General features: G+C 72.2%; 27 protein-coding genes and 1 pseudogene. 24 read left to right on the top strand and 4 right to left on the bottom strand.

The annotated features are described in order from the left end of the window. The 19 genes and pseudogenes from AB0I21_RS41310 to AB0I21_RS41220 all read left to right on the top strand — a co-directional run. The coding region (locus AB0I21_RS41310; protein WP_354901032.1) for a hypothetical protein at positions 1-464 on the top strand (464 nt) is incomplete at its 5' end. Positions 465-691: 227 nt separating this feature from the next. Continuing rightward, positions 692-1777, top strand: coding sequence for a ThiF family adenylyltransferase (locus AB0I21_RS41305; protein ID WP_360569132.1), 1086 nt, complete (start codon positions 692-694; stop codon positions 1775-1777). Next, positions 1741-1968: pseudogene (locus tag AB0I21_RS41300) on the top strand (effector-associated domain EAD1-containing protein); the annotation flags it as partial. The gene AB0I21_RS41305 and the pseudogene AB0I21_RS41300, both read left to right, overlap by 37 nt. A 111-nt stretch (positions 1969-2079) precedes the next feature. Further along, positions 2080-3165 (top strand): hypothetical protein, encoded by a 1086-nt coding sequence (locus AB0I21_RS41295; RefSeq protein WP_360569134.1) that lies wholly within the window; start codon positions 2080-2082, stop codon positions 3163-3165. Beyond that, positions 3158-4108 (top strand): JAB N-terminal domain-containing protein, encoded by a 951-nt coding sequence (locus AB0I21_RS41290; protein ID WP_360569131.1) that lies wholly within the window; start codon positions 3158-3160, stop codon positions 4106-4108. The genes AB0I21_RS41295 and AB0I21_RS41290 overlap by 8 nt, the downstream gene beginning before the upstream one ends. Next, positions 4105-4524, top strand: coding sequence for a hypothetical protein (locus AB0I21_RS41285; protein WP_360569130.1), 420 nt, complete (start codon positions 4105-4107; stop codon positions 4522-4524). Before AB0I21_RS41290 ends, AB0I21_RS41285 begins: the two co-directional genes overlap by 4 nt. Then, positions 4521-5459, top strand: a complete 939-nt coding sequence (locus AB0I21_RS41280; protein ID WP_360569129.1) for a hypothetical protein — start codon at positions 4521-4523, stop codon at positions 5457-5459. Before AB0I21_RS41285 ends, AB0I21_RS41280 begins: the two co-directional genes overlap by 4 nt. Further along, positions 5456-6409 carry an AAA family ATPase gene (locus AB0I21_RS41275; RefSeq protein ID WP_360569128.1) on the top strand — a complete coding sequence of 318 codons (954 nt, stop codon included), beginning with the start codon at positions 5456-5458 and terminating at the stop codon, positions 6407-6409. The genes AB0I21_RS41280 and AB0I21_RS41275 overlap by 4 nt, the downstream gene beginning before the upstream one ends. After that, entirely contained in the window at positions 6406-8367 is a 1962-nt protein-coding gene (locus tag AB0I21_RS41270; protein WP_360569127.1) for a hypothetical protein, read from the top strand. Before AB0I21_RS41275 ends, AB0I21_RS41270 begins: the two co-directional genes overlap by 4 nt. Beyond that, the gene (locus AB0I21_RS41265) at positions 8364-9596 is read left to right on the top strand and encodes a CHAT domain-containing protein (RefSeq protein ID WP_360569126.1); all 1233 of its coding nucleotides are present in this window, start codon (positions 8364-8366) and stop codon (positions 9594-9596) included. Before AB0I21_RS41270 ends, AB0I21_RS41265 begins: the two co-directional genes overlap by 4 nt. Next, positions 9589-10032 carry a hypothetical protein gene (locus AB0I21_RS41260; RefSeq protein ID WP_360569125.1) on the top strand — a complete coding sequence of 148 codons (444 nt, stop codon included), beginning with the start codon at positions 9589-9591 and terminating at the stop codon, positions 10030-10032. Before AB0I21_RS41265 ends, AB0I21_RS41260 begins: the two co-directional genes overlap by 8 nt. A 250-nt stretch (positions 10033-10282) precedes the next feature. Then, entirely contained in the window at positions 10283-11002 is a 720-nt protein-coding gene (locus AB0I21_RS41255; protein ID WP_360569124.1) for a hypothetical protein, read from the top strand. Between the two features lie 108 nt (positions 11003-11110). Continuing rightward, a complete protein-coding gene (locus AB0I21_RS41250; RefSeq protein ID WP_360569123.1) occupies positions 11111-12073 on the top strand; it encodes an ATP-binding protein in 963 nt (320 codons plus the stop codon). A 15-nt stretch (positions 12074-12088) separates the two neighbouring features. Beyond that, on the top strand, positions 12089-12481 hold the full coding sequence (locus AB0I21_RS41245) for an SCO5389 family protein (protein WP_360569122.1): 393 nt from the start codon (positions 12089-12091) through the stop codon (positions 12479-12481). Further along, positions 12471-12857 carry an LLM class flavin-dependent oxidoreductase gene (locus AB0I21_RS41240; protein WP_360569121.1) on the top strand — a complete coding sequence of 129 codons (387 nt, stop codon included), beginning with the start codon at positions 12471-12473 and terminating at the stop codon, positions 12855-12857. Before AB0I21_RS41245 ends, AB0I21_RS41240 begins: the two co-directional genes overlap by 11 nt. A gap of 38 nt (positions 12858-12895) precedes the next feature. Further along, positions 12896-13849 carry a metal ABC transporter substrate-binding protein gene (locus tag AB0I21_RS41235; RefSeq protein ID WP_360569120.1) on the top strand — a complete coding sequence of 318 codons (954 nt, stop codon included), beginning with the start codon at positions 12896-12898 and terminating at the stop codon, positions 13847-13849. Next, on the top strand, positions 13842-14657 hold the full coding sequence (locus AB0I21_RS41230; RefSeq protein ID WP_360569119.1) for an ABC transporter ATP-binding protein: 816 nt from the start codon (positions 13842-13844) through the stop codon (positions 14655-14657). The genes AB0I21_RS41235 and AB0I21_RS41230 overlap by 8 nt, the downstream gene beginning before the upstream one ends. After that, positions 14650-15510, top strand: coding sequence for a metal ABC transporter permease (locus AB0I21_RS41225; RefSeq protein ID WP_360569118.1), 861 nt, complete (start codon positions 14650-14652; stop codon positions 15508-15510). The genes AB0I21_RS41230 and AB0I21_RS41225 overlap by 8 nt, the downstream gene beginning before the upstream one ends. Continuing rightward, complete coding sequence (locus AB0I21_RS41220; protein ID WP_360569117.1) at positions 15497-16375, top strand: metal ABC transporter permease; 879 nt, start codon at positions 15497-15499, stop codon at positions 16373-16375. The genes AB0I21_RS41225 and AB0I21_RS41220 overlap by 14 nt, the downstream gene beginning before the upstream one ends. A 110-nt stretch (positions 16376-16485) precedes the next feature. Here AB0I21_RS41220 and AB0I21_RS41215 read toward each other — a convergent pair whose 3' ends face one another. Beyond that, positions 16486-18438, bottom strand: a complete 1953-nt coding sequence (locus AB0I21_RS41215; RefSeq protein ID WP_360569116.1) for an amino acid transporter — start codon at positions 18436-18438, stop codon at positions 16486-16488. 144 nt (positions 18439-18582) lie between these two features. Between AB0I21_RS41215 and AB0I21_RS41210 the strand changes: the two genes are divergently transcribed. Together AB0I21_RS41210 and AB0I21_RS41205 are read left to right on the top strand one after the other, a co-directional pair. Next, positions 18583-19974, top strand: a complete 1392-nt coding sequence (locus AB0I21_RS41210) for an ATP-binding protein (protein ID WP_360569115.1) — start codon at positions 18583-18585, stop codon at positions 19972-19974. After that, a complete protein-coding gene (locus tag AB0I21_RS41205) occupies positions 19971-20648 on the top strand; it encodes a response regulator (RefSeq protein WP_360569114.1) in 678 nt (225 codons plus the stop codon). Before AB0I21_RS41210 ends, AB0I21_RS41205 begins: the two co-directional genes overlap by 4 nt. Positions 20649-20652: 4 nt before the next feature. Here the strand turns inward: AB0I21_RS41205 and AB0I21_RS41200 are convergent, their stop codons facing one another. From AB0I21_RS41200 to AB0I21_RS41190, 3 genes are all read right to left on the bottom strand, one after another. Continuing rightward, on the bottom strand, positions 20653-21192 hold the full coding sequence (locus AB0I21_RS41200) for a hypothetical protein (protein WP_360569113.1): 540 nt from the start codon (positions 21190-21192) through the stop codon (positions 20653-20655). Between the two features lie 3 nt (positions 21193-21195). After that, entirely contained in the window at positions 21196-22185 is a 990-nt protein-coding gene (locus AB0I21_RS41195) for an Lrp/AsnC ligand binding domain-containing protein (protein WP_360569133.1), read from the bottom strand. Positions 22186-22275: 90 nt separating this feature from the next. Then, a complete protein-coding gene (locus tag AB0I21_RS41190) occupies positions 22276-22953 on the bottom strand; it encodes a response regulator (protein WP_360569112.1) in 678 nt (225 codons plus the stop codon). A gap of 391 nt (positions 22954-23344) precedes the next feature. Here AB0I21_RS41190 and AB0I21_RS41185 point away from each other — a divergent pair, with 391 nt between their 5' ends. The 3 genes from AB0I21_RS41185 to AB0I21_RS41175 are packed head-to-tail and all read left to right on the top strand — an operon-like array spanning position 23345 to position 25638. After that, entirely contained in the window at positions 23345-24100 is a 756-nt protein-coding gene (locus tag AB0I21_RS41185) for an ATP-binding cassette domain-containing protein (protein ID WP_360569111.1), read from the top strand. Beyond that, positions 24097-24846 carry an ABC transporter permease gene (locus tag AB0I21_RS41180; RefSeq protein ID WP_360569110.1) on the top strand — a complete coding sequence of 250 codons (750 nt, stop codon included), beginning with the start codon at positions 24097-24099 and terminating at the stop codon, positions 24844-24846. The genes AB0I21_RS41185 and AB0I21_RS41180 overlap by 4 nt, the downstream gene beginning before the upstream one ends. A gap of 12 nt (positions 24847-24858) precedes the next feature. Beyond that, the gene (locus tag AB0I21_RS41175) at positions 24859-25638 is read left to right on the top strand and encodes a MerR family transcriptional regulator (protein ID WP_360569109.1); all 780 of its coding nucleotides are present in this window, start codon (positions 24859-24861) and stop codon (positions 25636-25638) included. The last annotated feature ends 150 nt before the right edge of the window (positions 25639-25788 follow it).

Below are 25788 nucleotides of genomic sequence, written 5' to 3'. Positions count from 1 at the left end.
CCCTCCTGCGGGTCAACGCCCACGGCTCCGGCGACATCCTGCGCATCGACGGCCGCGGCACGGTCCAGGACTCCTGGCTGCACGACCCGGGCGGCTCCGGCTCCGCCCAGCACAACGACGTCATCCAGTCGACCAACGCGACGTACGTCCGCATCCTGCACAACCGCCTGGAGAACCAGCACACCCAGACGTCGTGCATCCTGCTCAAGGCCGACATCGGCCCGATCAGCGACGTGGTCGTCGACAGCAACCTGATGAACGGCGGCGGCTACTCGTTCTACTGGTACGACGCCGGCTACAAGATCACCAACGGCAAGGTCACGAACAACAAGTTCATGCGCCAGTCCGGCGGCGGCTTCTGGCCCAAGGGTGGCTACTACGGCACCCAGGCCCTGAACGCCTCGACGCTCCCCACCTGGAGCAACAACACCTGGGCCGACAACGGCCAGCAGATCGGCAGGTAAGTCAGCGGGACCCATCAGTCAGGGGGCGCGACCCGGAACTCCGGGCCGCGCCCCTGACTGTTTCAGGCACAGCGGAAGCCCGAACTCAAGATCGAGGGAGACTGATCCGCTGTCGGAGCGGGCGGGATTGACGCGCCGGTGGAGATGCTGTTCGGGAATATGCCCGTCTGGTAGAGGTAGGCAGCATGGACGGGGATACCGAGGCCGCCTCCTGCGCTGGCTGCCGCATGCCCGGTGAACGCACCGCCCGGCAGGCGCTGATCCCCGGCTGGGACCAGGCCCGCATCCACGGCACCACCGCCGTGATCGTCGGGCTAGGTGCCCTCGGCAACGAGGTGGCGAAGAACCTCGCCCTCCTCGGCGTCGGCCGCCTCGTCCTGTGCGACCCGGATGTCGTGTCGTCGTCGAACCTCAGCCGGACCGTGCTGTTCACCGGCGACGACGTCGGCCGCCCGAAGGTCGAAGCGGCCGCCGCCGCTGTGCGCCGGATCGCCCCCGGCATCGTGGTCGACCCCCGCAGGGCCGACCTTGTGCGGGGCGTCGGGATCGGCGAACTGGCCGACGCCGGCGTCGTGCTCGGCTGCCTCGACTCTCGGCGGGCCCGGCTGCAGCTGCTGAGCCGGTGCGTGCTCGGCGGCGCGCGGCTCGTCGACGGCGGCACCCACCCCTGGGGCGGCGAGGTCCGAGTACGGGTCGACCCGGCCGAAGGCTGCTACAGCTGCTCGCTGCCGGCCGGGCAACGCGCCTCGACAGACGACCCGGTCAGCTGCGCCGCGGCCGCCGAACGGCCGCAACCGTCATCGATCCTGTCCACCGCGCTGGTCGCGGCGTGGATGACCGTGGCGGCCGGCCGGCTGCTGCTCGGCGAGCGGCTGCCGTGGCGGCTGCTGTCCGTTGACGGACTCACCGGCACGACCGGCAACACCGCCGTGACCCGCGATCCGGCCTGTCCGCATCATCGTCCCGCGACCCCCGTCGAACTGCTGCCCGTCGATGTGACCGCGACGGTCGGACAGTTGCTGGCGGTGCTTCCGGCCGGGGTCGAACCGGTCACATGGGTACTGTTCGGTCTCCCGGGATTTTGCTATGACTGTAGTCGCACCGTCGCGGCCGGTGTTCCCGCTGGTCGTGGCGTGGTGCCCTGCCCGTCGTGTGGTCAGCCGGTGCGAATGAGGCTCACGCAGCGGATCAGGGACGCGTTGCCGGACGTGAGGCTGAGTGAGCTGGACGTCGCCCCGGGGGAGATCCTCCCCGTCCTGGAAGGTGGAGACACCCGGTGGTTCCGTCTGGCCCCCAACCCGACGTCGTTCTGACCCTCGAGGATCGTGACGAGCTGCTGGATGCGCTCGGACATGCCTTCTCGAGCTATCAGAGCATCGACAACATACTGGACTCCGTGGGGTTCCCCCGTGCTTACCGGCCTGCCTTCATAGACTCGGCCGAGCAGACGTGGATCGAAATCTTCCGTCAGCTGGAGGCCGGTGTCGTCGAACAGCCGTTCCGAAGGTTGATCACCGCTGCCCGTCGGCGGTACCAGGCACATCCGGTGTTCACCAGGCTGTACAGCGCGATGATCCAGGGGCAGCCGATCGAACATTCTTCGAACAAGTGCGGTGTGATCGTCCGTGCGTCGGGCGACGACGAACGGGCGAGGGTGACGGAGATCCTCATCCGGCTGGGCCTCGCGCCGGTGCAGCGTTGGGCGACGGAGCACGCCGTGTCATTCGAGGTCGACGTCGTCGAACCGGCGGCCGTGGAGCGGGTGCTGGACGGTTCGGAGCTCGGGTTCACCGTCGTGCCGCCGGGGGCGCCGGACTACCTGCTGCGCGAGCTGTACGTCCAGGGACCTGACGGTAGCCGGTTCCGCCTCGTTGACGCGCCTGCCATGCAGGCGCTTGGGAACGTCGCGACGGAAATCGTCGACCAGTACTCGTTGGGAGGGGACGTGGACCCGCCGACTGTGATCGACGTTGTGGGCCCCGGCGGCGACGTCATTCGGGCATCGAGCGGCGAGACGCTCCACGAGGCCGGAGTCCGGGACGGCGACAGCATCCGGGTGGGGTTCGAGGGACGGGCCGGCGCGGTACATCCGGAGATCCGCATCCATGCGCTCCAGCAGGCCCGGCGGCAGGTGACGGAGTTCGCCGAGGCGACGCCGGGGATGCGGGTGCACGTCCGGGCCGGGGCGGAGCCGCCGATCGAGTACGACCTGGAGTTCGAGCGGCCGAGCTTCGGGCCGCCGGGCCGGGACACCGGGGAGCCGACGCTGATCAGCCGGCACATCGTGCGGCTGCTGCTCGGCAGTGACTTCCCTGAGGTCCCGCCGACCGCCTTCTGGTTGACGCCGTTCTTCCACCCGAACGTGTTTCCCACGTACGACTGCCCGGAGACGGCCAGGACGCCCGGCGCTCGAGGCCTGGTCTGCCTGGGTGCGCCGGCCGACGAGTGGAATCCGGGAACCAGGCTGCATGAGATCTGCCAGACGATCGTGGACATCGCCGGCTACCGCAACTACGACGTCGCCGAACGCATCGACGCCGGCGGCATGCCCCGCGGGAACTTCTTCGACGAGGACGCGGCGGCCTGGGCCGCGGTGCACGGTGACGAGATCGCCCGGCGCGGCGGCAGGCCACCCGTCGCCCCGACGGCGCGGCGACCGTTCGTGCGGGTCACGGGCGCGATCGAGCGCATCGATGGCTGACGCCGACCACACGGACGTGCGGCTGTTCCGGATGCCCGAGGTCAGCCTGGCCGGCAGCGTTCCCCTCGCCCCGCTGCTGCGGGCGCGGTTCGAGCCGGACCTCGGCATGGAGCTGGACGGGGCCCGGTTCGTGCTCACCTTCCACCAGATCGCAACGCAGATCGACGTGCTCGACGGCGTGCCGGTCCTGATCAACCTGTACCCGTGGCGTAGCCACGTCACGGTGCGGATCGAGGTGGCCGGACGGCTCGTTCTGCAGCACCCCTTCGCCGTGCGCGACGCCATCGCCGGGCCGTTGCAGCGGGAACTCGCCCGGCAGGACCCGGCGGTGACGCACTGGGGATACGAGATCGTGGCGCTCGGCGACGTCCCGCGTCCGGCGGCGCGCAGCCGACGACGCAACCGGATCGAGGAGCTGCCGGATCCGCCGCTGCCGGTCGCCGCGCTGGCGGACTTCGGCGTCGACGACCCGCCGGGCCTGGCGGCGACCGCCGTCACGGTCGTGCTCGCCGCGCCGGTCGCCGCTGCGCTGGATGCGCTCGGCGGCCCCGTGGAACTGGGCGGTCTGCTCTTCGGGCAGGTGTACGCCGACGCGGCCGGGCCGGACCGTCAGATCGTCCACGTCGGCGAGCTCGCCGCGGTACGCGGTGGCGCGGCGACCGCGACGTCGTTCACCTTCCCCGCCGGCGCATTCCTGGGCATCGACCACGCCGATCGGGGCAGACGGCTCGTCGGCTGGTACCACACCCACGTCGCAGACGAGGGAGACCTGCGGCTGTCCCCGGCCGACGTGGTGCTGCACACGGGGTCGTTCCGGCGGCCGTGGCAGGTCGCGCTGCTGGCCGGGCCGGTGCGCGACGGTCGGGCCGTGCGTGCGTACTCGCTGACGGGCGGGCGGCTCACCAGGGTGCCGGTCCACACCGCCGCAGGGAAGCCGGCGTGATGACGACGATGCAGCGGCGGCTGCGCAACGCCTACAGCCCGCTGCTGGACCCGTCCGCGACCGCGTTCGACGCGGTGCACCACGAGACCGGCCGGGTGAGCATCGAGCAGCTCCGGCGGCACCTGCGCGCGGTGTACGCGGCCGACGCGCGGCTCGTCCGGGTGCTCGTCCGAGTCGCCGACGTCGACGTCGGCGTGTCCACCAGGGCTCTGGTGGAGCAGGAGGCCGGTACCGCCGGAGGCATCGAGGCGCCGGTGGGCGCGGGAGAGCGGGCGAGCCAGCCCGGCGATTCCACCCGGTACAGGATCGTGTTGTTCGGCTGCCAGGGCTGCGCCGCAAGCGCCGCGCAGGTCTTCTACGACGAGCGCCGCATCCCGATGTGCGTCGAGCACGGGCCGATGGAGCTGATCCGATGAGCCTCGCCGCGGTCAGCGAACCGCCGAAGGCCGTGGCCTCGTCGCGGTTCTTCCGGGTCGCGTACCTGCCGACGTACGCCACCCTGCTGTTCCTGCTCGTCCTCGTCTGGGCGGGAGCGCCCGGGCACCGGCTGGACTTCGGGCGGGCCTGGCGGACCGCGGCTGGGCTGCAGGTCGGCGAGGTCGTGCTCATCGCGCTCGCGGTCACCGTCGCGGCCGTGCTGCTGCAGCCGCTGCAGCAGCCGCTCGTGCGGGTCCTGGAAGGCGACTGGCCCAGGGCGCTCGGCGGCGGGGCCGCCCGCTGGTGGCAGTTGCGGCGCAAACACGCGCTCGAACGGGCCGCGGAGCTGCCGCAGCCGCCGGCGCCGGTGAGCGAGGAGCGGCTTCGCGCGGCGGGTGTCGCCGGAACCCGCCTCCGGCAACGGTTCCCGCTGCCAGAGCACCTGGTCCGCGCGACCGCGCTGGGCAACGTGCTCGCCGCGATGCAGGACACCGCGGGCCGCGGGTACGGGCTGGACGCCGTCGTCGCCTGGCCCCGCCTGTACGTCGTGCTCGGAGACGCGGTGAAGACGGTCGTGGACGACCGGCGGGACACGATGGACGCGGCCGCCCGGCTCGCCGCCGTCACCGGCGTGGCCACGGTCGCGACGGCCGGTCTGCTGTGGGGCGCCGCGGGCCGCTGGTGGCCGCTGCTGCTGATCCCCGCCGCGGTGTGCGCCCTGTCCTACCTGGGCGCGGTGCGGGCGGCGGTCGCCTACGGCGAGGCCGTCCACCTGGCCTTTGACATGCACCGGTTCGCGCTGTACCGGGCGGCGAACGTGGCCCTGCCGGCGACCCGCGAGGACGAGATGGACGTGGCCCGCCAGCTGTGCGACCTGTGGCGGCAGGGGCTGCCCCCGGCATTCGGGTACACATCGAGCCCGGAGGCGACATGATCGAACGCTCCGTACTGCCGTACTCGCTGGTCGTCGGCCACCACGAGCTGCGCCGGGCGCTGGAGATCGCCTTCATCGACCCGGGCATCGGCGTGCTGGCCTCCGGCAAGCGTGGCACCGCCAAGTCCACGACCATCCGCGCCTACTCCCTCATGGCGTTCGGGATGCTGCCGGTGACGTTGCCGATCGGCGCCACCGACGACCGTGTGCTGGGCGGCCTCAGCGTCGAGGATCTGCTCGACAACCGCCACGTATGGAGAGACGGCCTGCTCAAGCAGGCCAGCGACTCCACCGCCCGGCTGCTGTACATCGACGAGGCCAACCTCCTCGATGACCACCTCGTCAACGTCATCCTCGACGTGTCCTCGACCGGGGTTCTCGTCGTGCAGCGCGACAACACCGACCGCGAGCCCGAGCCGGTGCGGTTCGCGCTCGTCGGCACCATGAACCCGGAGGAGGGTGGGCTGCGCCCGCAACTGCTGGACCGCTTCGGGCTGATGGTCTCCATCGACGACGACGCCACGGTCGAGCACCGGCGGCAGGTCCTCGAGGCGGTGCTGCGGTTCGAGGACGAGCGCGAGGACGCCGACTCGGTGTACCTGGCCGACGCCCGCAGCCGCGACGCCGAGCGCCGCGCCGCGCTCGAAGCCGCCCGCGACCGGCGGCGGAAGGTCGACATCCCGCCGGTCGCCCTGGACACCGCAGCGCGCATGGCGGCGGCGTTCGGCGTCGACGGGCACCGCGGCGAGGTGACCCTGATCCGCGCGGCGCGGGCCGTCGCCGCGCTGGCCGGAGCAGGCACCATCGAGGCTGGGCACCTGCGGGCCGTGGCGAAGATGACGCTCTTCCACCGCCGGCCGGCGTCGGAGACCGGCACGCTGCAGCCGTGGCGCGCGGAGGACGACGCCGCGGTGGAAGAGGCGCTGCGGGAGGTGGAGACGCTGCCGTGAGCGACGCGGCGGCACGGGCCGCGCTGGACGTCCTGCGGGCGGTCGCCCTCGACCACCGCATCGGCGGAGTGCTGCTGCTTGACCTCGACCCGGTGTTGCTCCGCCCGCTCGGTGCTTGGCTGGCCGGCGCATGCGCCACGGCAGGGCCCGATCCGCGACTGGTCACGCTCGGGTCGTGGACGACGGACGACGACCTGTGGTCACGGACTCGGCTCGACGGTGCCGGCGGCATCCGCCTCGAGGCGGGACCGCTCGTCGAGCAGCCCGGCGACCCGCCGCTGATCGTGCTCATCCCGGACCTGGCCCGGGCCGGTCTCGCCGTGCACCGTGCCGCAGTGGTCCTCGCCGGTGCCGGCGTCGCGGCGGGCGGCCGCCTCGGCGACGAGCGGATGTGGGCGCCGCGTGGCCGCTGGCTCGCCGCCTGCTCCCGGCAGGACGCGGCGCAGCTGTCCGGGCATCTGCTCGACCGGTTCCCGGTTCGCTGCGACGGGACGGCGTTCAACACCATGCTGGCCACCGCGGACAGGGCGGCGGCCTGGGCAGGGACGGCAGAGCCGCGGCGCACCCACGGGCATGGGCAGGCGGCAGGTGTTCGAGAAGGGACGGCTGGGCTGTGGCAGGCCCCGGCGTCGGCCTCCGTTGCCGGACAGGGGCCGGCGGCGTTCGCCGCGATGCTGCCGCCGCACGACGCCGCACCGGTCGGCGGCAGCCCCGCGCGGATCGGTCCAGACGCCATCGACGAGCTGCTCGCAGTCGCGCCGCCCTCGCCGGGCGCCCGCCGGGACCTCGCGCTCGCCCGGCTCAGCCGGGTCGTCGCCCGGGCCGGTGGGGCGGCCGTCGTGCAACGCGAACACGTCAGGACCGCTGCGGCGCTGCTGGGCGTCAGAACAGCGGCCGAGCTTCCGGCCGTAGTGGCACCGCCTCTGCCGCCGGTGACCCCGGTCGACCGTCTCGACGGCCTGCCGACCGAGCTGCCACCCCTCGACGACCTGCCCGGCACGGGCGGCGGCGGAACGTCCGACGGGTCCGAGCCCGCATCGCAGGTTCCCGCCGATGCGGCACCAGGGCTGTTCAACTCCGGCTCCGCCACGCCACTGGACGTCGTGCCGATCGTCGCGACACCTGCCGGCGCGGGCCGGACCATGTACCCGGAGGACATCACGGCCGTCGCCTACGCCTCGCACGAGGTGCAGGTGGCGGGCAAGGCGCCGCAACGGCACCGGCCCGGCCGCGGCGCCGTCACCGGCGCCGAACCCAGCAACCGCGTCCACGACTTCGCCGCCGTAGCCACGCTGCTGGAGGCGATGAAACGTCGCGGCGAGCGCGGCAGGCCGGTGGTGCGCCCGTCGGACGTGCGCCGCCACCGCCGCCGGCCGGAACCGGCGTGCGGGCTGGTGCTCGTTCTGGACCACACATGTCGCCGTGACTGGGAGTGGGCGGACACCCTCAATCCCTACCTGCGGTGGGCGCACGGCAACGGTGCCGCCGTCACGGTGATCGAGTTCGGTCACGCGGACACCGGGCACGAGCTGCGCGCGGCCCGGTTCCGGGCCCGTTCGGCGTACGACCCGCGGGTCACGCAGTCGCTGCGCCGCGCGCCCGGCGGCGCCAGCCCCCTCGCGCACGCCGTCGACCTCGCCGTCGACGAACTGCGACGGTTCGGCCGCCGGCAGGTGCCGGTCAGCGAACTGCTGCTGCTCGTCGTCACCGACGCACGGGGCAACGTCCCGTTCGACGCCAGCGTCCTCGGCCGGGTCGACGGCATCGTCGGCCGGCGCGGCCTCACCGACGCGGTCGCCGCCGCCTGGCCCATCGCGCGGATGCGCAGGGTGCAGGCACTGGTCGTCACCCCCGGGTCCGGCCTGTACCCGCAGCTGCCCTTCGAACTCGCCGACGCGATGGGCGCGACCGTGATCGCACCCGTCCGCCCCGGGACGGCCGGGCAGGCCGGCCGGTGACGAACACGACGACGCCACGGCCGCCGGCCGCGACCACCCACCGGGTGCCGCGGCCGGTGACCCGTGACCCGGCGCTGTTGCAGCACGGCGAGCCGACCACCTTCGACGTCGCCTACGCACCGCTGGCGGACACGCTGCCGGAGCGCACCAAGCTGCTGGTCGTCTCCGCGGCCAGCGACGGCGGCCGGGAACTGTTCCGCGTCGACCTGCTCTGCCCCGGCGAGCCGCGGGCACAGTCCGACGCGGATGTGCGAATCCAGGGCCGGCCCGACTTCAGCATGGCGGACATCCTGCGGCAGGGCCGGTGGCGGGCGTCGTACCTGCGGCTGCGCTCCTGGTGGAACGACAAGCACCACCTGAACCTGTGGCTGGACGAACTGATCGCCGGGGAGGACGACGGCGCCGGACCGGCCCGCCTGATCGTCTGGGACTTCACCGACTACGCCATCCCATGGGAGCTGTACTACTCCCAGGAGCACGACGACTGGCTCGGCGCCCGCGTCGAGGTGGTGCGCTGGACGTCGATCCACGACCCGCTGCGTGTGGCCAGGTACACCGCGAAAGCCGGCCATTGCACCGGCACGGTGCTTGCCGTGGAGGGCGACGACATCGTTGCCACCAATGCCGTCCAGCTCGCCGACGCGTTGGCGATGTACGGCGCGGTGCCCATGCCGACGGTCCAGCAGCTGCTTGCCCGGCTCGACGACGACGCCTTGCGCTTCGCCCTGATTCTGGTGCGGTGTCACGGACTGTTCGACGAGGACGGCAACTATCAGCTCGGCGGCATGACGAGAGACGAGTGCGACGAGTACCGGATGCCCGCGCTGCGGCAGAGCAACGCCGTCGTGCTGCTCAACGCCTGTGACTCGGCCACCGCGGAGCGCACCGGGCGGCACGCCTACAGGGCGACCAGCAGCTTCGCGGAGCTGTTCCTGCGCCGGGGCGCGTTCAGCGTGGTCGCCACGGTCGGCCCGGTCGCCTTCGACCACTCCCACGAGTTCGCCGCCAGGCTGCTGGAGGTGCCGGACGAGGACCAGCGTCTCGGCACCGTGCTGCTGGAGCACCGGCGCCACGCCGCCGACGGGGCGCTGCGCAGGCCGGGCGAGCCCGATCTACGGGAGGAACACGACTTCGAGTACTTCTTCCAGAGCTTCGCCTACGTCCACTTCGGACACCCGGACACGGTCCTACGGCTGCACCCGGAACCGATCGGCGGCCACGATGGCTGACGGGGCCGCCGTGCAGCTGCGGCCGATCGTCAGCTGGCCGCGCATCGTCCGGCCGAACACCAGCTACCTGCTGACGGTCGACGTCGAGCTTGCCGAGCCTGGCGCGTGGCCCTACGCCGAGGAGGAGTACGCCGTCGGCTGCGTGTTCGCCGGCACCCTGTGGTGCTCCACTGAGCCGCTCGGCTCGACCATGCTGCTGCTGCACCGCTTCGGCGGCACCTACGGGCCGGTCCGGTTCGCACTGCACGTCGGGTACAACCGGCCGGCGACGCCGCTCGTGCTCACCCTGCTCACCGGCGGCGGTGTGCCGTTCCACCAGCTTCGCCTGCCCGTCGAACGAGCCGGGTCGGCGGCGAAGCCCAAGCGCCTCCCAACGAACCTGCCGCGGCTCGGCGCTGATCTGGGACGCTGGGGCAAGGAGCGGTACGGTACCTGAACAGCCACAAGGCACCGAGTCTGCCAGCGGCTGACCCGGCAACTCTCATGCTGCGGGCTGGGCGCGTGGAGGCACGTTCCCACATCCACAGCGGTGTGACACGCCGGATGCGCGACCGTCCGATGGGTCGTGGCGTGTGGTGAACTGGGGCGTGCAGATGCGTCCGGCGGAGTTGGCGGCGATCCGTGCCGGTGATGTCGATGTGGCGTTCCGCCGGTGGGATCGGCCTCGAGTCAAGGTCGGCACCCAGATGCGTACGGCGGTCGGGCTGGTCGAGATCACGTCGGTCGACCGGGTGCCGGTGAGGTCGTTGACCGCCACGGACGCCCGCCGGGCCGGCGCGGCGTCGCTGGTCGCGCTGCGGGAGGGGCTGGACCGTGTCCACCCGGAGCGTCCGGTGTACCGGATCGGGCTGCGGTATGCGGGCGTGGACCCGCGGCACGCGCTGCGGGAGTCGGTGCCCGACACCGCCGAGATCGACGCGATCGTCGGGTGGCTCGACCGGCTCGACCGTGCCTCGCCGACCGGGCCTTGGACCCGCCAGACGCTGCTGCTGATCGACGAGCTGCCGGCCACCCGGGCGCCCGATCTCGCGCAGCGGATGGGGCGCGACACCCCGTCGTTCAAGCAGAACGTGCGCAAGCTGAAGGAGCGCGGCCTGACGGAGTCGCTCGACATCGGGTACCGGCTGTCGCCGCGCGGCGCCGCCGTCCTGGACCATGAGGGTCATCCCCGGCCGTCCCGGGGGCGACCGGCGCCGGAGCCGGGCATCCCGCTGCCGCACGTCGGCGCGGCCGCGACGCGTGCGCTCACCGGACTCGGCGTGGTCCGGCTCGAACAGGTGGCCGGCCTCAGCGAGCGCGAGGTGCTGGCGCTCCACGGCGTCGGGGTCTACGCCCTTCAACGCCTACGGGCAGCGCTGGATGAGGCCGGGCTGAGCTTCCGCGACGATCCAGGCGCATCGTCGTAAGTCCTCAGCGCGGTCGCGGTGCAAGGAGTCACGTGGTCGCGGTGCCGGAAGGGCCGAATCCGGGCGAACCGCTTGACGGTGAAAATGAAAACCGATACCACTAACGGTGTGAAGACAGCGTTTGTGGGCAAGGGTGGCAGCGGCAAGACGACGCTGGCTGCGCTCTTCGCCCGGCACCTTGCCCGACAGCACGTCCCGCTCCTGGCGATCGACGCGGACATCAACCAGCACCTGGCCGTGGCGCTCGGCGCCGGACAGGACGAGGCCGCGCTGCTGCCGGCGCTCGGCGACCACCTCGATGAGATCAAGGAACACCTGCGCGGGGACAACCCGCGAATCGCCTCGGCCGCGGCGATGCTGAAGACCACGCCGCCCGGCGCGGGGTCGCGGCTGGTCGGTGTCGGCGACGGCAACCCGATCTACGACCGCCTCGTCCGGCCGGTCGGTGGCGTCCGGCTCGCGGTGACGGGCCCGTTTGCCGTCGACGACCTCGGCGTCGCGTGCTACCACTCGAAGGTCGGCGCGGTGGAGCTGCTGCTCAACCACATGCTCGACGGGCCGGGGGAGTACGCGGTGGTGGACATGACCGCCGGCGCCGACTCGTTCGCCTCCGGGCTGTTCACCCGCTTCGACCTGACGTTCCTGGTCTGCGAGCCGACCGTGCGCAGCGTCGGGGTCTACCGGCAGTACACCGGCTACGCCCGCGACCACGGGGTGCGCGTCGCCGTCGTGGGCAACAAGGTCGACGACGCCGACGACGTCGCGTTCCTGCGCGACGAGGTCGGCGACGACCTGCTGTGCTGGATCGGCCGGTCCGCGTTCGTGAAGGCCGCCGAGCGGGGCCGGCACCTGCCGATCGGCGATCTGGAGGCGGGCAACGCCGAAGCCCTGCGCACCATGCGGGCCGCGCTGGACGGCTGCGGCAAGGACTGGCCCCGGTACGCCGCGCAGGCCGCCGAGTTCCACACCCGCAACGCGACCGCCTGGGGCAACGCCCGCGCCGGCGCCGACCTGACCGCGCAGATCGACCCCGACTTTGTCCTGCAGCCGGCGACCGTCGCCGCGCACTGACCGAAGGAGCACACGATGTCACTCGACGTCCCCACCGCACTGCTGGAGCGGGCCGAGGCCGGCCCCGTCGACGATGCCGAGTTCGTCGCCTGCGTGCGCGACTCCCTGCCATACGCGTGGACGGTCATCAGCGGCGTCGCCGGCGACCTGCACGCCTCCGGCGGCGACTTCGCCGACCACGAGGTGCCGCCGCCGAGCGAGGCCGAACGCGGCCAGCTGCTGCGCGCCCTGGCCAGCGACGCGATCCGCGGCGGCCTGGAGCGGCACTTCGGGGTGAGGCTCGCGTTCCAGAACTGTCACCGGGTCGCCGCGTTCACCCCGGCGGCGGTCGGCGGCGAACGGTACCAGGCGTTCGTCTCCCCGCGCGGTCAGCTGCTCAACCAGTCGCCGGAGCTTCGTGACTGCTGATCCGGGCGCCGGCATCGGCCCGGCCGGCGGGGCGTTGCGTGTCGACGCGTTCCTGCTGGCCGGCCAGTTCCCCGGCGCCGGGCACGGCGACGCGCTGCGCGCCGCGGTCACCTACGCACGGGCGGCCGAGCGGGCCGGCTTCGACGGCGTCTGGCTCGCCGAGCACCACTTCGTCACATACGGCACGTGCCCGTCCGCGGTCGCCATGGCGGGGTTCGTCCTCGGCCGGACGAGCCGGCTGCGGGTCGGCACCGGCCCGCTCCGGCACCGCTTTTCGGAACGAGCACTGGTGTGTCTTCCGCATGCGCACATTGCGATGCGATGTCTCGTTATTGAAAATGAAAACGAGTACCGTCTGGATCGCTCGGGCGGCTGACCGCCCGACGGACGACTCGTATCCGAGGAGCAACCGAAATGAAGCTGCGAACACTCGCAGTCGCCGCCGCGCTCACCGGCCTGGCGGCCGGGCTCGCCGCGTGCGGCGACGACGCGGGCACCACGGCCCAACCCGCGAACGCCGCCGGCGCCAGGCTGGCCGTGGTCGCGACCACCACCCAGGTCGCCGACTTCGCCCGCAACATCGGCGGCGACCGGGTCGCCGTCACGCAGCTCATCAAGCCCAACATCGACCCGCACGACTACGAGCCGACCCCGGCCGACCTCACCGCCATCGGCGCCGCGAAGGTGCTCGTCAAGAACGGCGTCGGACTGGAAGGCTGGCTCGACGCGACCATCAGCTCCGCCGGGTTCAAGGGGACCACGGTCGACGCCAGCACCGGTGTGAAGATCCGCCAGGGCGAGGGCGACGAGGCCGACGAGGCCGACCATGGCGACCCGCACATCTGGCACGACCCGCGCAACGCCAAGCTGATGGTGCAGACCATCGAGAAGGCGTTCAGCGCCGCGGCGCCGGCGGACGCCGCCACGTTCGCCGAGCACCTCGCCGACTACAGCGCCAAGCTGGACCAGCTGGACGCCGACATCGCCGCGAAGATCGGCAAGCTGCCCGCCGGCGACCGCAAGCTGGTCACCAACCACGACGCGTTCGGCTACTACATCGACCGGTACCAGCTACAGTTCGTCGGCTCGATCATCCCCAGCTTCGACACTTCCGCCGAACTGTCCGCCAAGGACGTCGACGACATCGTCGCGAAGATCAAGCAGAGCGGCACGAAGGCCGTGTTCTCCGAGAGCTCGCTGCCGCCGAAGACCGCCGAGGCCATCGCCCGGCAGGCCGGCGTCAGGGTCGTCGCGGGCGAGGACGCCCTGTACGGCGACACCCTCGGCCCCGAAGGCTCCGCCGGCGACACCTACCTCAAGATGGAAGCCCACAACACCGACACCATCGTCAAGGCGCTCGGTGGCTGAGCAGGCGTCGGGACCGGCGACGCCGACGGCCCTCCCCGTCGGCGTCGCCCTGCGCATCGAGCACGCCACCGTCGCCTACGACGGCACCCCCGCCCTGCAGGACGTCGACGCGCAGGTGCTCCCCGGCGAGACCGTCGCGCTGATCGGCCCCAACGGCGCCGGCAAGTCCACCCTCATCAAGGCCGTCCTCGGCCTGGTACCGGTCACCGCCGGCGCGATCACGGTCCTGGGGAAGCCGCCGGCCGCGGCCCGCCGCGACGTCGCGTACGTCCCGCAGGCCGACACGCTGGACCCCGAGTTCCCGATCTCCGTGGCGCAGGTCGTGCTCATGGGCCGCTACCGCCGGACCGGCTGGCTGCGCCGGCCCGGCCGCGCCGACCGGCGCATCGCCGCGGAGGCACTCGCGCAGGTGGGTCTCGCCGACCGGGCCGGGGCCAGGTTCGGCACCCTGTCCGGCGGGCAGCGCCAGCGCGTGCTGCTCGCCCGGGCCATCGCCCAGCAGCCTCGGCTGCTGCTGCTCGACGAGCCGTTCAACGGCGTCGACGCGCTCAGCCAGGACGCGCTGCTGACCGCGATCGCGGCACTCAAACGCCACGGCGCCGCCGTCGTCATCAGCACCCACGACCTGACCCTGGCCCACCTGGCCTGCGACGCGGCCTGCCTGCTCAACCGGCACATGTACGGGTTCGGGCCGGTCCACGACGTGATCACCCCCGCCCTGCTGCGCGCCACGTACGGCAGCCAGGCCCTGGAACTGCGCGGCGACCGCGTCGTCGTCGCCCACCCGGTCGCGAACCGCCATGCGTAGCGTCCTCGTCGAGCCGTTCACCCCGCCGTTCATGGGTCGCGCCCTCGCCGAGCTGCTGCTCCTGGCACTGCTCGCCGGCGTCGTCAGCACGTTCGTGCTGATCCGGCGGCTCGGGTTCGTCGCCGACACCATGACCCACACCGTCTTCCCCGGCGTCGTCGTCGGGTTCCTCGCCGGCGGCGCCGGCGGCGTGTTCCCCGGCGCGCTCGTCGCCGCGGCGGTGACCGCGGTGCTGCTGACCCTGCTCACCCGGTCCCGGCGGGTCACCGACGACACCGCCCTCGCCGTCCTGCTCGCGGCGATGTTCGGCGTCGGGGTCGTCCTCGTCTCCCGCCGCAGCTCGTACAGCGCCGACCTCACCGCCTTCCTGTTCGGCCGGCTGCTGGCCGTCACGCCCACCCAGCTGGCCCAGACCGCGGCCGTGACCGGGGTCGTCCTGCTCACGCTCGGCCTGCTGGCCAAGGAGCTGCGGCTGCGGGCGTTCGACCCGCAGACCGCGGCGGCCATGGGCTACCGCGTGTGGCTGCTGGACCTGCTGCTCAACCTGAGCGTCGCCCTCGTCGTCGTGGCGGCCGCCCAGTCCGTCGGCACCATCCTCGTCGTCGCGCTGCTCGTCGTCCCCGCCGCGACCGGCCGGCTGCTCTCCGACCGCCTCGCGGTGATCGCCGCCGTCGGCGTGCTGGCGGTGGCGGGAGCCGGATACGCCGGCCTCGTCGTCAGCTATCACGCATCCGTCACGTACGGGCTGCGGCTGGCCAGCGGCGGCACCGTCGTCCTGGCCCTCGTCGCCCTGTATCTGCTCGCTCTGCTCGTGCCGCTCGTGCGTCGGAGGCCGTCCGATGTCGTGGCTTGACCTGGCCCTCAACCAAGCCTTCAACCGCGCCATCGTCGAAGCGGTCTTCATCGGCGCCGCCACCGGTCTGCTCGGCGTCCAGGTCGTGCTGCGGCGCCTGTCGTTCTTCACCATGGCGATGACCCACGCCACCTTCCCCGGCGTCGTCATCGCCGCGGTCGTCGGTGTCGACCTGTACCTCGGCGGCGCCACCGCCGGGGTCCTCGCCGCACTCGCCGTCGTCGCGCTGTCCCGGCGGCGCGGGCACGACCCGAGCACCGCGACCGCTGTGGCGCTCGCCGCCGGGTTCGCGCTCGGCGTGGTGCTGCTGTCCGCGCAACGCGGCTTCACCAAGGACCTCACCGCGTACCTCGTCGGCTCGATCCTCACCGTGACCACCGAGGACCTGTACGTCGCCGCGGCGGTCACCGTCATCGTCGCCGTGGCGCTGCGCGCCGGCCACAAGGCGCTCACCTACACGGCGTTCGACCGTGCCGGTGCCCGGGCCGCCGGCTACCGCACCACCGCCATCGACCTTGGGCTCCTGCTGCTGATCTCGGCGGTGGTCGTCACCGCCGTGCCCGCCGTCGGCACCATCCTCACCCTCGCGCTCGTCGTCGCCCCGGCCGGTGCGGCCCGGCTCTGGACCGACCGGATCGCCACGATGACCGCCGTCGCCGTGAGCCTCGCCGTTGCCAGCACCATCGGCGGCCTGCTGCTGTCACGCAGCTGGGACGTCGCGGCCGGCGCGGCGATCAGCCTGGTCGCCACCGGCTGCTTCGCCGCCTCGATGCTCGCCGGACCGCGCCGCGGCCTGCTCGGCCGGTGGCTGCGCCGCCGCCACCGCGGACCGGGCGGCGGGAGGGCGCGGATACTCGTACCGTGATCACACGCCGAGCAGCACGCCTGGTGGAAGGTAAGGCGAAGGCGTGTGGTGATCCGGTCGGACATGTCAACGGTGACCGCGAAGTGTCGCGATGGTGAGTATCGTTCCTGTCAGCCGACGTGGACGAGGGGCCGGCGTTCGGGGTCGCGTTCGGCTTCGCGGAGGACCTCGCGGGTGACCGGCGCGATCTCGCCGTCGCCGAGGAAGAGGAAGCGCAGCAGGTATACGACCGGGTTGCCCTCGGTCCAGTTGAAGTAGATGTGCGGCAGGTCGCCGGTCTCGTCGCGCAGGTGCAGCAGGAGCGCGGCGATGGCGTTGGCGATGGTGGGGCTCTGCATCTTGAGGATGCGGTAGCCGAAGCGTTCCTCGCCGGTGACGTGCAGCGCCGCTTCGAAGTCGGACGGGTCGGCGACGGTCACCTCGAGGAACAGTGGCCAGGAGCGGCCCGGGATGTGGTTGTGCTTGCGCTGCTCGAACTCCTTGTCGCGGTACTCGGCCTCGTCGCGGGCGTCGGGCTCGTTGGCGATGATGCGGATCTCGCCTTCCTCGGCAGCCTCCTTGACGAAGCGTTGCGCGAGCGGGTCGAGCCGGACCTCCGTGACCCGTAGTTCGGTGACGCGCAGGATGCGCGACAGCAGCGATGTGGCCACGATCGCGAGGATGAACAGCGACGCGATCTTGACGCCGTCGGGGCGTTCGATGATGTTGTCGACGGTGGTGTACGCGAAGACGAGCGTGATGACGGCGAACGCGATGCTCGACTTGCGGTGGCCGCGCCGGCGGGCGGACATGGTGACGGCGACCGCGGCGGAGGTGATCAGGACCAACACGCCGGTGGCGTAGGCGCCGCCCTGGGCGTTGACGTCGGCGGCGAAGATGACGGTGATCAGGAACGCGGTCAGGGTGAAGACGACGACGAGCGGTCGCACCGCCCGGGTCCAGCGCGGTGCCATGCCGTACCGGGGCAGATACTGCGGCACCAGGTTGAGCAGTCCGGCCATGGCGGAGGCGCCGGCGAACCAGAGGATGAGCACGGTGCTGACGTCGTAAACGGTGCCGAAGCCGTTGCCGAGGTAGGAGTGCGCCAGGTAGGCCAGGGCGCGTCCGTACGCCTTGCCGCCCTCCTCGAACTCCTGCTGGGGGATGAGCAGGGTGGTGGCGAAGCTGCTGGCGACCAGGAACACGCTCATGATCACAGCGGCGGTGGTCAACAGGCGGTGCGCGCCCTGGATGCGTCCGCGGGGCTCCTTCGGGTCGTCGCCGGGGTCGCCCTTGATGAGCGGCATCACCGCGACGCCGGTCTCGAAGCCGGACAGGCCGAGCGCGAGTTTCGGGAAGACCAGGAGGGCCACCAGCACGATGCCGAACACGTCGGGGTGCTCGGTGCGCAGCAGCGCCTGCCAGTCGGCGACGACGTGAGGCCGGGATGCGACGTGCTGCAGCGCGACGGCGACGACGATGGCGTTGAGCGCCAGGTAGACCGCGACGATGCCCACGGCGATGCCGATCGCCTCCTTGAACCCGCGCAGGAACACGGCGCCGAGCAGCGCGATCAGCACCAGCGTCACGACGACCTGCTTGCCGTGCAGCCCTTCGGGCAGGTAGGGGTTCTCCAGCACGTGGGCGGTGGCGTCGGCGGCGGACAGAGTGATCGTGATGATGAAGTCGGTGGCGGCGAAGCCGAGCAGCGCCAGGACGAAAAGTTTGCCGGTCCAGCGGGGCAGGATGCGTTCCAGCATCGCGATGGAGCCCTGCCCGTGCGGGCTCTCCCTGGCCACCCGCCGATACACCGGTAGCGCGCCGAGCAGGGTGAGGCTGACGAGGATGAGGGTGGCGATCGGCGACACGGCGCCGGCGGCGAGGGCCGCGATGCCGGGCTGGTAGCCGAGGGTGGAGAAGTAGTCCAGGCCGGTCAGGCACATGACCTGCCACCAGGGTCGCTGGTGCGCTGTCGCGGGTGCGGCGTGCGGGCCGGTGGACTGCTCGGCGTTGAGGTCCTCCAGGAGCCATCCGCGGAGCCGTCGGCGAGGTGTCGTCGACTGCTGTCGTGCCGGCTGCGCCACTGAGGTTCCCTTCACCGTCCGGGTTGCCCGCCCATCCTCACCCGGCGCCGCGGTGCTGTGCCTGCCTGAGGGCGTTAAGAACGCATCAAGATCCGTTCTCGTGCCACGGGAGGAAGGCGACCCGGTCAGGGGGACAATGCGGGCGTGGACGCTGGAGGGCGAGTACCGGCGCGCCGGGGTGTGCTCGGCGTGGTGGCCGGCGGGGTGGGCCTCGTCGTGCTCACCGCGGTGCTGGTGCCGTTGCGGGGTGAGGTGTCGCTCGCCGGTGTCACGCTGCTGTACCTGGTGCCGGTCCTCGGCGCCGCGGTCGCCGGCGGAGTGTGGTCAGCGTTGCTCGCTGCGGTCGCCGCCGATCTGGTGGTCAACTTCGCGTTCGTCGCGCCGTACCGGACCCTGGCCGTCGATGACCCCGGCAACGTGCTTGTCCTGGTCGTGTACCTGCTGGTGGCGGGCACCGTCGCCGGTGCGGTCGACGTCGCGGCCCGGCACCGCAGCACGGCCGTGCGCCGCGGCGTCGAGTCGCGGCTGCTTGCCCGGATCAGCGCCGCACCGGCCGCCGCGGGGGCGCTGCCGGACCTGCTGGAGCAGGTCCGCGTCACCTACGGGCTGCGGTCGGTCGCGCTGCTGCGTGGCGAGGAGCCGCTCACCCGCGTCGGTGCGGCGCAGGCGCACCCTCCGGACCTGACGGTCCGGGCGGGTCCGGGTCTGCGCCTGGCGGCGTGGGGACGGCCGGTCGGGGTCGAGGAGCGGGGCACCTTGACCCGTCTGGCAGCCGCCGCCGCCAGGCTGCACGAGCATCAGCGCTTAGCCGACGAGGCGGCCCGGGCACGCGAGCTCGCCGAGATCGACCGGCTCCGCGCGGCCCTGCTCGACGCCGTCGGCCATGACCTGCGGACGCCCCTCGCGGGGATCAAGGCCGCCGTGTCCAGCCTGCGGCAACCCGACGTCGACTGGGCGCCGCACGACCGGGCCGAGCTCCTGGCGACGGTCGAGGAGTCCGCCGATCGGCTCATCGCCGTGGTGGAGAACCTGTTGTCGCTCAGCCGCCTCCGTGCCGGGGTCCTGTCCGCCGTGGTGCGCCCGATCGCCCTCGACGCGGTCGTCGCCGAGGCCATCATCCACCAGGCCGACCGGCACCGGATCGCGTTCGAGGTGCCCGACGACCTTCCGCTCGCGCTGGCCGACCCGGGCCTGCTGGAGCGGGTCGTCGCCAACCTCATGGCCAACGCGGTCGCCGCGAGCCCGTCCGACCGGCAGGTCCGGGTGACTGGCGACCACGCGGCGGACGGATCGCTGCGGCTGCACGTCGTAGACCACGGGCCGGGCCTGGCGGCGGCCGACCGGGACCGCATGTTCGAGCCGTTCCAGCGGCTGCACGACCACGGAGGCGGGCTCGGCCTCGGGCTGGCGATCGCCCGCGGCTTCACCGAGGCGATGGGCGGTAGCCTCACCCCTGCGGAGACCCCCGGCGGGGGCCTCACCATGACCGTGACCGTCCCGGCGGCCACCCGAGCCGACCGGAGCGCCTACCCGTGACCCGGATCCTCATCGTCGACGACGACGAACCGTTGCTGCGCGCGCTGCGGGTCAACCTCACCGCCCGCGGCTACCAGGTCGACACCGCGGGCACGGCGAAGGCAGGCCTCGTCGCGGCCGGACACCACCCGCCGGATCTGGCGATCGTCGACCTCGGCCTGCCCGATCTTGACGGCATCCGGGTCGTGGAAGGACTGCGGGGCTGGAGCCGGGCGCCGATCGTCGTGCTGTCCGCGCGGCACAGCGAGCCGGTCAAGGTCGCGGCGCTGGACGCCGGCGCCGACGACTACGTCACCAAACCGTTCGGCATGGACGAGCTCCTCGCCCGCATCCGTGCCGCCTTGCGCCGGGGGACGCCGGCGGTTCCCGACGCGCCGGTGATCCGGGCCGGTGAGGTCACGGTCGACCTCGCAATGAAGCGGGCCACCGGCCCGGACGGCGAGATCAGGCTCACCCCGACCGAGTGGCACCTCCTCGAGGTCCTGGCGCGCAACCCCGGCAGGCTGGTCGAGCACCGGCAGCTGCTGCGGGAGGTCTGGGGTCCGCAGTACGAGACGGAGACGAACTACCTGCGGGTGCACTTCGCGAACCTCCGCCGCAAACTCGAGCGGGACCCGGCCCGGCCCCGTCACCTCATCACCCAGCCCGGGATCGGCTACCGGCTGGAGCTGTGACGCCTTACCCGACGTGCACCGCCGGTCGCAGCCGTGGGTCCGGTTCGACCTCGCGGAGCAGGTGCCTGGTGAGCAGGGCGACCTGTCCCGTGCCGAAGCACAGGAACTGCAGCCAGTGCACCGACGGTCGTCGCTGCGGCCAGTCGAAGTGCACGACCGGTCGTAGCCCGGTCCGGTCGCGCAGGTGCAGCAGGACCGCGGCGATGGCGTCCGGGACGTCCCAGGCGGCGACCCGCAGGACCGGCAACCCGTCGCGGCGGTCGCCGGTGACGGCGAGTGCAGCGGCACGCCGGGCCGTGTCGGGTGCGACGACCTCCAGCCGCAGGGCGGTCCCAGCTCCTGGCGGGCACGTGGCCGGTGCGGTGCCGGGACGCTGCGGCACGACCGTCAGGCGGCCCTCGGCGGCCGCCTCGTCCACGCAACGGGCGGCCGTGCCGTCCAAGTGGACCGTCGGCGGCACGGGCGCGAACAGCCGGCGGACCCGCGCCGCCGTGAAGGTGACGAGCAGCACGAGCAGGGCGGCGCCGAGCAGGGCGGCGTTCACGGTTCAGTCCGCCTGGTGGTCGCTGTCACGGGACAGCAGGTCGGTGAGCGTCTCGCGGCGTACCAGCGTCCGGGCCTGCCCGCCGGCGACCCCGATCAGTGCCGGCCGGGGCACCAGGTGGTAGTTGGAGGCCCGCGAGTGGTGGTAAGCGCCGGTGCCGGCGACGGCGCCGTGCCTGGCCTTGACGGCCGCGCAGAAGGCTACGATGCGGTGGAGCTCGCGTTCGTACACGCTGAACCGGCTGACCTGGTGCCCGACGGAGCAGTCGAACCCGGCGAGCCGCAGGCCGGGCTGACCGACGATCCGGGTGACGGCCGTGTTCGCCTCGCCGGTGCCGATCCGTGGCCCGAACCGGTTGTCGGCGCCGTCGGCGGGCTCCGGGCCGGCGAACACCCGCAGCAGGACCCGCTGCCCGTGGGGTGCGGTTGCGGCGAGCCGGGTGATCTCCGACAGCGACTCCACGACGATCGTGCCGACGCCGGCGGCGTAGGCGGCGTCGAGGTCTTGTGGCGTCTTGGCGCTGCCGTAGAGGACGGTTCGGTCACTGGGGAACCCGGCGGCCTGCGCGACCCGCAGCTCCCCGGCGGAGCCGACGTACAGGTGCAGCCCTTCCTGCTCGATCCAGCGGGCGATGCCGACGCTCAGCAGCGCCTTCGCGGTGTACGCGACCCGGCCGGCGCCGAATGCGGTGAGGTACTGGCGGCAGCGCAGCCGCACGTCGGCTTCGTCGAGCACGTAGGTGGGTGTGCCGTGCTCGGCGGCGAGCCCGGTGAGGCTGACGCCGCCGCCGTCGAACCGCATGGCGGTCAGCAGCCGGTCGACCGCGGAGAGGTCGGCGCAGTGCACGTGGACGGCGAGGTCGATGTCGCCGATGACGTGCCAGGCGGCGACGACACCGTCCACGCCGCCGAGGAACCGTTCGAACCGTGCCGGGCTCGGATCATCGAGCCGCACGAACACCAACGCGTGTATCGGATCAGGGTTGCCGGTCATGCCGTTCACGCTTCCACCGCAGGTCAGGGCCGCCTAGACGTCCTGATGCAATCCCTACGCGGCTTGACGTTCTTCCTAGGCCGGCTGCGGTCACGGTTGGAAGCGGTAGCCCATGCCGGGTTCGGTCAGCAGGTGCCTGGGGCGGGACGGGTCGGTCTCGAGTTTGCGGCGTAGCTGGGCGAGGAACTGCCGCAGGTAGTGCACCTCGTTGACGTACGTGGGCCCCCACACGTGCTGCAGCAGCTCCCGGTGGCCGATGAGCCTGCCGGGGTGCGCGACGAGCAGCTCCAGCAGCCGCCACTCGGTCCGGGTCAAGTGCTGGCGGTCGCCGTCGTCGCGCCGGGCGTCGCGGGTGGCCAGGTCGACGCTGTACCGGCCGATGCGGGCCCGGGCCGGTTCGCCGGGGCTGCCGCGGCGCCGGGTGACCGCGCGCAGCCGGGCGAGGAGCTCGTCGATGTTGAACGGTTTGGTGACGTAGTCGTCGGCCCCGGCGTCCAGCGCCTCGATCTTGTCGCTGCTGCCGCGCCGGCCGGACAGCACGATGACGGGCACCGGCGTCCAGGTGCGCAGCGCGCGGATGACGTCGACCCCGTCGATGTCCGGCAGGCCGAGGTCCAGCACGACGACGTCCGGATGCTCGCCCTGCACAGCGGCGATGGCCTGGGTACCGTCGGCGGCAGCGACCACGTCGTACTGCCGGGCCTGCAGGTTGATCCGCAGGGCGCGCAGGATCTGCGGTTCGTCGTCGACGATGAGGATGCGGGTCATCAGGTGGCCTCCCAGGGGCGGCTCATGTCGAGGAGGTTCTCGACCAGGCGGTTGAGCTTGTCCAGGGGACCGCGAGGACGAGACCGACAAGGTTCTCGGCGTTCACAGCCGCTCCACCGCCCGCACCACCAGGCCGAAGGCCTCGAACAACGCGATCGTCAGCAGCACGGACCACAGGTCAGCCACGAGGGATCCCCTCCCTGACTCCACAACGCGCAGCCGACATCCGGCCGCACCCGAAGTGAAGCCCCGGCCACCTGCCCTGCCCAGAGGCGTTGATGAAATCCATACGCCGCGACCGGGTCCTTGACGGTTTCTTGACGCCCGTGCCTCACACACTCCGGTCCCGGTCTTGACCCTGACGCAGCGTCAACCCCGCATACTCGCGGCCATGAGCGATCCGGCGATTCGTGTGCGGGGCCTGGAGAAGTCGTACCAGGCGCTGCGCGTCCTGCGCGGCGTCGACCTCGAGGTGGCGCGGGGCAGCATCTTCGCGCTGCTGGGCTCCAACGGGGCGGGTAAGACCACGGTGGTGAAGATCCTCGCCACGCTGCTCAAGGCCGACGACGGGACGGCCCAGGTCAACGGCTTCGACGTCGGTACGCAGCCGGGCAAGGTCCGCGAGTCGATCAGCCTCACCGGGCAGTTCGCCGCCGTCGACGAGATCCTCACCGGGCGGGAGAACCTGTTGCTGGTGGCGAAGCTGCGGCACCTCAAGGATCCCGGTTCGGTCGTCGACGGGCTGCTGCGCCGCTTCTCGCTGACCGAGGCGGGCGGCCGGCGGGTGGCGACCTACTCCGGTGGCATGCGCCGGCGGCTCGACATCGCGATGAGCCTCATCGGCGACCCGCCGGTCATCTTCCTCGATGAGCCGACGACCGGCCTGGACCCGGAGGGCCGCCTCGAGGTGTGGCAGGCGGTCCGGCAGCTGGCCGAGGGCGGCACGACCGTGCTGCTCACCACCCAGTACCTGGAAGAGGCGGAGCAACTCGCCGACCGGATCGCGATCCTGCACGAGGGCCGGATCATCGTCGACGGCACCCTCGAGGAGCTCAAGCGGCTCCTCCCGCCCACCAAGGTCGAATACGTACAGAAGCAACCAACCCTGGAGGAAGTCTTCCTCACGATCGTCGGAGGGCACCGATGAACGACACCGCCGTCCTGCTGGGCCGGTCGCTGCGGCACATCGTGCGCAGCCCGGACACCATCATCACCACCCTCGCCATGCCGATCGCGTTCATGCTGCTGTTCGTGTACGTGTTCGGCGGCGCGATCCAGACCGGGACGACCGGCTCATACGTGAACTACCTGCTGCCGGGCATCCTGCTCATCACCATCGCGTCCGGGATCTCCTACACCGCGTACAGGCTCTTCCTGGACATGCAGGGCGGCATCTTCGAGCGACTCCAGTCCATGCCGATCGCCCGGTCCGCGGTGCTGTGGGCGCACGTGCTGACCTCGGTCGTCGCCAACCTCATCTCGGTTACCGTCGTGGTGCTCGTCGCGCTCGCCATGGGGTTCCGCAGCGGGGCGGGCGTGCTGGCGTGGCTCGCGGTCGCCGGCATCGTCACCCTGTTCACCCTCGCCCTCACCTGGATCGCGGTCATCCCCGGCCTCACCGCGTCGACGATCGACGGCGCCAGCGCGTTCTCCTACCCGCTGATCTTCCTGCCGTTCGTCAGCTCGGCGTTCGTGCCGACAGGGTCGATGCCCGGCCCGGTCCGCGCGTTCGCCGAGCACCAGCCGGTGACCTCCATCGTCGACACCATCCGCCGCCTGTTCAACCATGAACCCGTCGGCACCGGCGTCTGGACCGCGCTCGCCTGGTGCACCGGCATCCTCGTCGTCGCCTACGTTCTCGCCGGCATCTCGTACCGTAGGAAGATCTCCTGAGACGGGAGCGGCATGCTCACCATCGGCCAGCTGGCGGCGTACACCGGCGTCACGGTGCGCACCGTCCGGCACTACCACCAGATCGGGCTGCTGCCGGAGCCTGAACGCGACGCCGCCGGCTACCGGAAGTACGGCGCGACCGCCGTCGTGTCGCTCATCAAGATCCGGACCCTTGCCGCCGCCGGCGTCCCGCTCACCCAGATCCGCCCGATGCTGGACGCCGACCCGGCCACCTTCGCCGAAGCGGTCCGCCGCATCGACGAACAGGTCCGCCAGGAGATCGCCCGCCTCGAGGCCGGCCGCAGGCAGCTGGCGCAGCTCACCGCCGGCGACGGCCTGGTCCTGCCGCCAGAGGTCACCGCATACCTCGACCGTCTCCGCGAGCTCAGCGTGTCGGAACGCATGGTGCGGGCCGAACGCGACGGCTGGATCCTCGTCTCGGCCCGCTGGCCCGACCGCGTCCGCGAGTGGATGCCCGGCAAGTTCGCACATCTCGACGACCCGCGCGTGATCAGGCTGTACGAGCTGCTCTCGGAACTGTTCGACAGCGACGCCACCACCGACGACCCCCGCGCCCACGAGGCCGCCGACATCATGGCCGAGCTGGCCGAGCAGGCGTACGCCGCGGGCGAGGTCGACTACGGCGCCGGAGAGGACGCCCTGGCTTTCGACCTGCTGGACGCGCTCGCCGTCGAGTCCGACCCCCGCGCCGAGTGGATGCGGGAGCTGATGCGCCAGCGGGGCTGGGCCGGGTGGAACCGGATGGAACGGGTGCCGCGGCCACCCACCTGACATCCGATCGCCGGGCGTCGGCCATCATGTGTCCCGCGATCGCCGCCGCCGATCCGGCGCCATGCGCACCCCAGCACGGCAGCGGCACCCAACGGCACCAGGTCCCGCCACGTGTCACCGGGCAGGGCGAGCACGCCGGACTCATTGACG

Origin of the sequence: Dactylosporangium sp. NPDC050588, from assembly GCF_040654975.1 — a bacterium.
Lineage (GTDB): Bacteria > Actinomycetota > Actinomycetes > Mycobacteriales > Micromonosporaceae > Dactylosporangium > Dactylosporangium maewongense.
This window is presented reverse-complemented; position numbering and strand designations above follow the sequence as displayed.